We start from the raw sequence: 8,643 nt of genomic DNA on the forward strand, positions 1-8,643 counted from the left end.
TCCATGATGAATCCTAGGGTGGTGGTTCACCACTTGAAGGTAGACGGTGAACTGGCATCGCCCTGTCAGATCCGCGAAGGATCTCCCGGATAAACGAAGTATGTTGGTTCAGCCGCAGGTTAACGTGGCACACTTCTGAACCAAGGCACACTGTCCTGAATTCGCACCCGGGCCGGTTCGGAGAACTGGTTGGCCTCCATAAAGCGGGTGATTTCACCCCTCGCTATATTCCATTGACGATCGTCTAAGTTACGTATCGAACCCTGCGCTCGAAGTCTGCTAAGCACATCGCATAAGGCAGCTTCGCCCGCGCCATTCAATAGACTCAAACCCTGCTGCCACACCCACTTTATCAGTGCATCGTCCAGTTTGTAGGTACACGTTAGTAGGCCCACTGCGACCTGCGCGCGCTGCGCTGGCAGTACGCGCAGCAATGCTGGCACCAGTAACTGGAATTCGTGTGCGTGATGCTCATGCGGTAAATTCGTCAACCCCTCTGGAAGATCGCGTAGCGCAACGCCCAACTGTTCGTCAGGCAGCGACAGCGCCAAATCACGCAGCTGCATGTACTGTGCGAGGTGCTCCGCTTGCGGCAAAACCCATATGAAACTTGCTAACATGCCAACTGATGCGCCTTGAACAGAAAGCGGTAACTGCAGCGCTTGTCCGAGTAACACCGCATACAGCTCAGGGCGACGGTCGTCGTTTCCACCAAAGTGAATCATTCGCAGACACAATACCGGGATCAGCTCCGCTTGCTCGGACACCCTCAAGGATGCAAGCCGAGCCACGAGCGCCTGATAACGCTCGACAAACTCAGCTGAGCCAAACAACAAGAATCCCAAACTGTCAGCGAGTTCCGTCCAGACATTCTCCTCCTCGGGCGCACGCCGCTGCGCCATCGCGTAAGCGAAGTCGAATAATTCATCGCGATGGCTCCAATGAAAATCGGACAATGTGTGCAACAACAGCGCTTTTTGTATCTGCACGCCATCCTTCGGAATACGCTGCGCCGCCGCGTACATGCGCTTGAAGGCTTCGCCTTGCTCGCGATACGGCAACGCTTCCAACCGCTGGCGCAACGCCTCAATCGGCTCGACGTGCTGCGCCGGATCGGCGAGCGTGCCCTCCATTTCATTGAGCAGCTGGTTGACTGACGCGAGACTTACGACTTGGTTGGCTTGTTGCCAGTAGCGGTAGACTAAACGCCGACTATGCATCGCATGATACGTACGACGATCGACTGCTGAAAAACTTCCCACGTCTTGAACAGGCACGTAGTCACCGATCTGCTGAATCAGTTCGGGCGGCAGGTCATGATATGTCGTGGGCCGGCTGGCCAACGGGTTCGCCAGCCCACCGCTTGCTGGTTTCAATGTCGACGGGGGCGCCGACGCAGCAGCTTGCGGGCACGACTCCAACGCACGCATGTAGGCTTGGTAGTCGTTCAAAGCGGCATTCAGATCAAAGTCCATCGGTAAGCTCGGCAATCGATAACAAGAAACGGCGCGACACGAAGCGAAGCCGCACGGCAGGTTAGCTAAAAGCGGGAAGCTGAGCACAGCGATGGGCTGTAAACGCCATGTTCTTGGCGGATAGTGCGATGCCCATATGCGGCAGCTATTACATCGTCTGTTGGTAACGCACACTGCTGAAGAAGCTCGTGTGAAGCTGGCAATGGTAAGCAGCACGCAGCCGAAACAACGTGCGGATCGAATAAGTGATGGTGCAGGTTTAGTTACATTCCACCATCTCGGGCCGCACCGTACACACGTAGCTTGGAGCGCGCGAAGCTTGTCCATTTCGCACGGCTCGTCGGCAAAGATAGAGAAATTTATTACACAATCTTTACATAAAGGCCGCATGAAAGCGGGTACCCGTGGACACACCTGTGCACGTAGCAAGCCCTTTCCAATAGATCGCGTTGCGATATTGTTAGTAAAATAAAAAAAAGATAAAGGAAATCGTTCCGCTTTAGATCCCAGATGAAAAGGCTTACAAAGTTATGCTTCTCTGCGATGCCGCGGACCGTGAGTAGAGAAGTCGGCTTGGCAGGGTTGCTTCAAACTCGCATACCTTCGCCTTCTCAAAGATGATTGGCTGTTGTGATGTTATCCACGAGGCAGTTGCCTTTGCGCGACATGCTCTGCATGACGGAATGCTTTTGGAGCGCCTTGCGATACACCGACATCTGGTACTGCCAACCTTGATCCGAGTGAAGTATCGGCTTGTCATGCGGTCCAAGGCGGCTAAACGCTATCTTCTGTAGTGGTCTAATGAAACCGGACACTGATCTAGGCGAGAATGCTCGCCATGAAGAGGTGTCTGATGAAGCAGCAGCGACGTACGTTTTCCCCGGAATTCAAACAGCAAGCCGCCTGTCTGGTGCTCGAGCAGGGCTATAGCCATATGGAGGCGAGCCGTTCGGTGGGCGTCGGCGAGACGGTACTGCGTCGCTGGGTGCACCCGCTTCAGCAGGAACGTCAGGGCATCATGCCTCAAGGCAAGGCGATCACGCCGGATCAGCAACGCATTAAAGGACTCGAGGCGCGTATAGAACGCCTCGAGCGTGAGAAGGCCATTTTAAAAAAGGCTACCGCGCTCTTGATGTCGGAAGGCATCGAACGTACGAAGTAATTGATCGGATCTGCGGGAGCGAATCGGTCGAACTGATCTGCTCGGTATTGGGCGTATCGCGCTCCTGTCTGTATGCGTACCGGGATCGTGCCAAACACGTTGATGTCCAACGCATGGCGTTGCGTAGCCGAGTTCACGAGCTGTTCGTCCAGAGTCGCAGTTCTGCCGGCAGCCGCAGCATCATGAGCATGATGCGGGAGGAAGGCACGGCGATTGGCCGTTTCAAGGTCAGTCGCTTGATGCAGGAGCTGGCACTGATCTGCAAACAGCCTGGTGGCCATGCGTACAAGCAAGCGACGGTTGAGCGGATCGATATTGCGAACCATCTCAACCGTCAGTTCAAGGCTGATGCGCCGAATCAGCTCTGGTGCGGCGACATCACGTATGTCTGGGCGCAAGGCCGTTGGCATTATCTGGCGGCGGTGCTCGACCTGTTCACGCGGCGCGTTGTTGGCTGGGCTCTCTCGACGCGTCCGGATGCCGACTGGGTCGTGCAGGCGTTGGAAATGGCCTATGAGCAGCGTGGCCGAGCGCAAGGATTGTTGTTCCACTCGGATCAGGGCAGTCAGTATGCCAGCCGGAAATTGCGTCAGCGGCTGTGGCGCTATCGGATAAAGCAGAGCATGAGTCGCCGCGGAAATTGTTGGGACAATTCGCCGATGGAGAGGTTGTTCCGTAGCTTTAAGACAGAATGGCTGCCACCAATGGGTTACATGTCGGCACAGGAAGCACACCGGGATATCAGTCACTACCTGATGCACCGGTACAATTGGATACGGCCGCATCAGTTCAATGGCGCACTGGCTCCAGCGGTTGCGGAAGAAAAACTTAATGCAGTGTCCGGAATCAGTTGACCACTACAAACACCAACGGCCTTCTGCGCTAGTACTTCCCGCAAGGTACTAACCTTGCGGGCTACTCGCAGGCAGAATTGAACAAAATCGCCATGCAGTTGAATCAACGTCCAAAAAAAACTTTGGGGTTCGCGACGCCAGCAGATAAACTAAACGCCAGCATTGGTGTTGCATCCATCAGTTGAACCTACCACACTCATTTTTAAGATACAAAGGCAGCGGAGACAGTTGCGAAACGCAGTCCGCCAAGCCGGCAGAACCTTTAACGCCGGGGCTCCAAATTTAAGGGTCCGTATTGATCATTGATCGGCGCCGTCGGTTCGTCGTTGATTGAAGCCGCAGCATTGGTATCGGCAGGTGGTCGCACGGGCGCCGGACGCGTAGCCGCGGTGGCCGGCCGGATCGGTTGCGGGGACGGTAGCGCGACGGCCCGGGCCGTCAATGCCGCGGTTGCTTCGGCAGCGGATGGCGGGGCATACGGACCGGTTGCCTCGGCTGCATACGGCACGTCGGCCGGCGGGCGGGGCGCGGCCGCGGCGGTCGAAGGGGCCGTCTGTATGCCATAGACAACCGGCGGCTGCGTTGGATCGACGTGAGCGGCTTGCGGCGGCAGTGGCGTGATTGCCTCCTGTGTCAAAGCGTCGGTTGCCGCGCGTGCCTCGGCGCGGGACACACTCGGCGTGTCGGCGAGTGGCTGCATCGGCTTGGGCGACACAGCAACGGCCACCGCATGTTGGGCGGGATGTGCCCTGACCGGTACAGTGTGCCCGTCGGTGTCTTGCGTCTCCGGGGCGATAGCTTTGCGCACCTTTGCATGGCGTGCCCGCGGTAGGCTGCGCTGCACAGCGTCCCAATCCGTGCTCGCGGGACTCGCGCTGCGTGCTGGCGGTATGCGCGCGAATGCCACAATATCGGATGCCTGCATGCGCGCTTGCGGCGACGGCAAGGTGCTCGACGGTGTCGTGACGGCCTGCTGCGGTGCTTGCGCACTCAAGCGAGCGGTATGGCTTGCAAGCGTGGCAGCATCGAACAATGGGACGGTGCTGGCGCTCACATTGGATTGCGTCAGCGCCTCACGGCGCATGATATCGGCATACTGGTGCGACTCCGACGACGTCTTGTCCTGGTAGAGCTGGCTGATTGTTACCCCCAAAGCGCCGGCGCCCAGCACCAGCAAGGCGGCGAGTGCGACTATGTGACGTCGCGCGAGTGGAGCACGTTGCAGGCCGGTCCACGGTGGCGTAACGAATGATGGCGGCGTGGCATCGAACGAGCGTGCCGTGGCGTACGCCGGTTCAGTCCCTTGTTGTCGTCGCGCGTAGTAGGAACCCTCGTCGTTTGCCGTTGAGTCGGCGTGCGAGCGGGTAGCGGCGGCGCGGGTTCCTGCTGGTCCCAGCCGGGGCTTGATTCTGCGCGTGATGCGCACCTGTTTGCTGCTGCGCGCCGATCCCCGTCTAGTGAAGCCCGGTGCCACGCCATGGGGCGTTTTTAATCTGGCGCTCATGGTCTTGGTGGTGACAGTCCGTGAATTAGCCGATCTTAGAGGGGCGATTCAGGGTTTTATGTGCGGGCGCGCACATTGCTACGGCGCGCTGGCGCATCCACGCGCGCTCACGCGATGGACCATTTCGCAAGCTAGTCCACGCGCGCGAGTCTACGCGCGCTCGCCGCGGATGTAGAGCTCCAACTGTTGGATCGTAAACGCCTGGTCGGAGATGATGCTCTTGACCAAGTCGCCGATCGAAATCATGCCGACGAGCCGTCCTCCGTCGATAACAGGCAGATGCCGTAGACGTCGCTCGGTAACCAGGGCCATGCAGCTTTGCGCACTGTCCTCCGGGCGCACGTAACGGACTTCACGGGTCATAATGTCACGCACTGATGTGGCCTTCGAGGAGCGGTCCATCAACACGATCTTGCGGGCGTAGTCGCGCTCGGTGACGATGCCGACAATCTTGCCGTCCTCGGTCACGACCAGCGCGCCGATTTGCTTCTCAGCCATACGCTTCATTGCATCGTAGACCAGTGCGGACGCGTCGATCGTATGCACGATAGTGTCCGGCTTGCTCTTCAAGATCTGTGCAACGGTAGCCATCGGATGCTCTCCTTGCGCTGGCATGGGCACGCGGCGGGATCGAATGCGCCGTCCGCGTGGGCCGTGGAGCGCCAACAAAGTATATGTTGCCTACAAGTATAGGACACGGTATCGACGGGCACGCGTGTGCGGCGCTGCAGGCGTTGCGCGGCGCGTGTACGCACAGCGTTAGGGGTTGACCCTGCTATTCGTACGCTGTTTGAGGCACCCACCCTCGCAGGCTTAGCACGCCATTTAGTTAAGCATGACAAGATGCAAGGAGACTCGTTTTCCGTTCTACTTCCTCTTAAACCCACAGGTAGCCGTCCTGCTCTTTTCTGCATTCATCCCGGATTGGGTCTGAGCTGGAGCTATATGGGTCTGTCCAACTATCTTCCCCCGGATCAGCCCCTTTATGGCTTGCAGGCTCGCGGGTTTGATGGAACAAGCCCGCTTGCGTCTACGCTTGACGAGATGGTGTCAGACTATCTTGAGCAAATGCGCTGCGTTCAGCCCAAAGGGCCTTACTGCTTATTAGGATGGAGCCTCGGCGGCAATGTGGCGCATAGCATGGCTGTTCGACTCGAACACGAAGGCGGAAAAGTGGCGTTGCTGGCGTTACTAGATAGCTCCCCTTTTGCGGGCAAAGCTTTCGAAGAGCAAGAAAATCAAATTGACCAGGCGATGGTGAGAGAGGTGCTCGCCGACCACTATGGCAATGAATTCATCTTGGCGATGGGTAAACATTTATTGGAAAAGACTGAGGAAATTGCAAAGAATAATGTGCGTATCGTAAGAGATTATTCTCCATCGCAGTATGGCGGTGATGCGCTATTATTTCGAGCCACGGTAGCAGAGGCGGGATGTGAACCGCTAGTCACGCCTGATGCGTGGAACCCTTATGTGCGGGGGAATATCGAAGTTTTCAATATTCACTGCAGTCATAGCGCAATGCTCAAGCCGGAATCGATGGCTATCATTGTTCCCATCCTAGCCCGCAAGCTAAATGAATTGGAGCATCAATAAGCTTAAGGACAGACGAATGCGGTACGATAAATTTTACAATGCAGAAATGCTTAATACTCTTAATCGAGAATTCGATCGTGTTAACCGATAGTGGTCATGGTTAGCCTGCCCGATAATGACAGCGCAGCACACGAGCTGAACGATGTGTTGCAATGGTTCGACGCGGACCGCGGCGAATTCGTGTGGCTTGAGCAGCTGATCACGCAGTACCAGCCGCGTTTTTTGCAAGCAACCGGTTCAAGTCAGGTAGTGCGCATGCCGATGCCGAAACGACGTTCTCGACGGTCGATCTTCCTGAGACAGCGGCGTTGCCTGACGAACACGCCGTACACTTGCTCGACGACGTGTTCAGTCGCGTGATGCCGGTCGCGTCGCCGACCTTCGTCGGACACATGACCTCGTCGCTACCGTCGTTTTTACCGTCGCTCGCGAAGATGCTGACCGCGCTAAACCAAAATGTCGTGAAGCTAGAAACCTCTGCTGCGATGACGGCGCTTGAGCGCCAGGTCATCGGGATGCTGCACAAGCTGGTTTTGGGTCAGGACGATGCATTTTATCGAAGATGGCTGCATAGCGGCAATCATGCGCTCGGTGGATTCTGCTCGGGCGGCACGGTGGCCAATCTCACCGCGCTATGGGCGAGCCGCAATAATCTACTGCGTCCCCGAGCTGGCTTCGCCGGGGTCAACCGTTTCGGGCTCATGCAGGCGCTTCGCCATTACGGCTACGACGGGCTCGCTATCCTTGTATCGGAGCGCGAGCACTATTCGTTGCGCAAAGCCGCGGATGTGCTTGAGATCGGTTGCGATTACCTGATCTGAATTCCTGTGGATGCAGCGGACCGAATCCACATTGACGCATTGCGCGCGGCCGTGTGTGACCTGCAGCGCCGCAATATTAACCCTATGAACTCGTCGTTCGCTACTGTGCCCGAAGATCCCGCCTGGGTGACACAGTATCAGAAACACCGCACGTCCTATGGGCAAGTTAACTGAAAAGAAATTGCCAAATATATCAGCAAGCGTTATTTGAACTATTTTTGTTTGATCTAGTAAAGATCATTTTAATAGCCGGACAGTTATATGTGCCGAAATGATATTAGGCAGCCGCTCTGCCGTGCGTAACGGTGTGCCTTGCAGCCCAATTTTAGGACCGGGTGGAACGCTTCAGTTTTTTCATCGTAAAGCATACCCGTCGAGTCTTTCGACAGCCTGCTTGCGAGACGTGACAGGCAAATGGGTGGCTAGCTTCAGTTTAATGCGCTTACTGTGGGTGCTGCTCGTTCAAGGGCGTAAATCTCTGTCAACGCCAGGGCGGGATACCGACGCTGCTTGTCCATTGACGGTAGTACGGTCATGCGCGGCGATATCGAAGTTTCAATGGTATCCGCTTAGCCTTACTCTTCTGGTCATGAACGGTGATCTAGGCACGCCCTTAAACCATACTTCATCCATCTCGTATGGCGATCATGTGGTCTTTGGTTGCAAATTTTAATGTATTGTTTCATTCGCTCAAGATCTGTCGTTTTAAGTAAAGGTAATATGCTTGCTTACACTATGTGACGGGCCCCTATAGTTTTTTAAATAGATGTTAGACGGAGTAATTGGCTGAATTTTTATCGCGGCTCTTGGTGGCTGGGCACAGTGCTTGCGAGACGTGAAGCAGTGAGTGTCGAGCTGATGGTCAGGGAACAGGTGCGTTGTCGTAGCCGTATGGCTAAATAAAATTGATGTCTGGAGGGAACGGTGAAGAAGCATCCCAGCACTGAGCCCAATGACGCCGCGCCTGTGCGACGCACTGGCTTGCTCTGTTCGTTTTAACTGTCTTGCTTGGCCCACTGTAGTGCCAATTCTCGCGCAGCTTCACGCGCGTTATGCCTGATGTTTCCACTAAAGCTTGACATAAACTGACCGTGGCACAATCACTGGTCAGCCAAGTGATACGAACGGCGCACTGACGCGTGCCGATGAATGGCCCTGATCGCCGCAGTAAATGGTTAAGGATTACACGCGACGTGTCATAAAAGCCGGAGTGGTTCCTGAAGAACAACGA

General features: G+C 56.0%; 6 protein-coding genes and 2 pseudogenes. 4 read left to right on the forward strand and 4 right to left on the reverse strand.

The annotated features are described in order from the left end of the window. Window positions 1–119: 119 nt before the first annotated feature. Together B0B13_RS18165 and B0B13_RS19695 are read right to left on the reverse strand one after the other, a co-directional pair. The gene (locus tag B0B13_RS18165; RefSeq protein WP_076794110.1) at window positions 120–1,475 is read right to left on the reverse strand and encodes a hypothetical protein; all 1,356 of its coding nucleotides are present in this window, start codon (window positions 1,473–1,475) and stop codon (window positions 120–122) included. A 644-nt stretch (window positions 1,476–2,119) separates the two neighbouring features. Further along, a pseudogene (locus B0B13_RS19695) lies at window positions 2,120–2,290 on the reverse strand (DDE-type integrase/transposase/recombinase); the annotation flags it as partial. A gap of 38 nt (window positions 2,291–2,328) precedes the next feature. Between B0B13_RS19695 and B0B13_RS02075 the strand changes: the two are divergent. After that, window positions 2,329–3,491, forward strand: a protein-coding gene (locus B0B13_RS02075; RefSeq protein ID WP_139337311.1) for an IS3 family transposase whose coding sequence is annotated in 2 segments (ribosomal slippage) — window positions 2,329–2,584 and window positions 2,584–3,491 — 1,164 coding nt in all. Because the reading frame shifts where the segments join, the coding sequence is not laid out codon by codon here. An 8-nt stretch (window positions 3,492–3,499) separates the two neighbouring features. Further along, a pseudogene (locus B0B13_RS18885) lies at window positions 3,500–3,676 on the forward strand (IS30 family transposase); the annotation flags it as partial. Between the two features lie 77 nt (window positions 3,677–3,753). Here B0B13_RS18885 and B0B13_RS02080 read toward each other — a convergent pair. Both B0B13_RS02080 and B0B13_RS02085 read right to left on the reverse strand, forming a co-directional pair. After that, window positions 3,754–4,995, reverse strand: a complete 1,242-nt coding sequence (locus B0B13_RS02080; protein WP_076794114.1) for a hypothetical protein — start codon at window positions 4,993–4,995, stop codon at window positions 3,754–3,756. A 150-nt stretch (window positions 4,996–5,145) separates the two neighbouring features. After that, entirely contained in the window at window positions 5,146–5,586 is a 441-nt protein-coding gene (locus B0B13_RS02085; RefSeq protein WP_076794534.1) for a CBS domain-containing protein, read from the reverse strand. A gap of 252 nt (window positions 5,587–5,838) precedes the next feature. On the opposite strand from B0B13_RS02085, the gene B0B13_RS02090 reads away from it, so the two are divergent. Together B0B13_RS02090 and B0B13_RS18890 are read left to right on the forward strand one after the other, a co-directional pair. Next, entirely contained in the window at window positions 5,839–6,591 is a 753-nt protein-coding gene (locus tag B0B13_RS02090; RefSeq protein WP_076794115.1) for a thioesterase domain-containing protein, read from the forward strand. 308 nt (window positions 6,592–6,899) lie between these two features. Beyond that, the gene (locus tag B0B13_RS18890; RefSeq protein ID WP_237574062.1) at window positions 6,900–7,412 is read left to right on the forward strand and encodes a pyridoxal-dependent decarboxylase; all 513 of its coding nucleotides are present in this window, start codon (window positions 6,900–6,902) and stop codon (window positions 7,410–7,412) included. Window positions 7,413–8,643: the final 1,231 nt, after the last annotated feature.

This window comes from Burkholderia sp. b14 (assembly GCF_900156195.1).
Classification (GTDB): domain Bacteria; phylum Pseudomonadota; class Gammaproteobacteria; order Burkholderiales; family Burkholderiaceae; genus Mycetohabitans.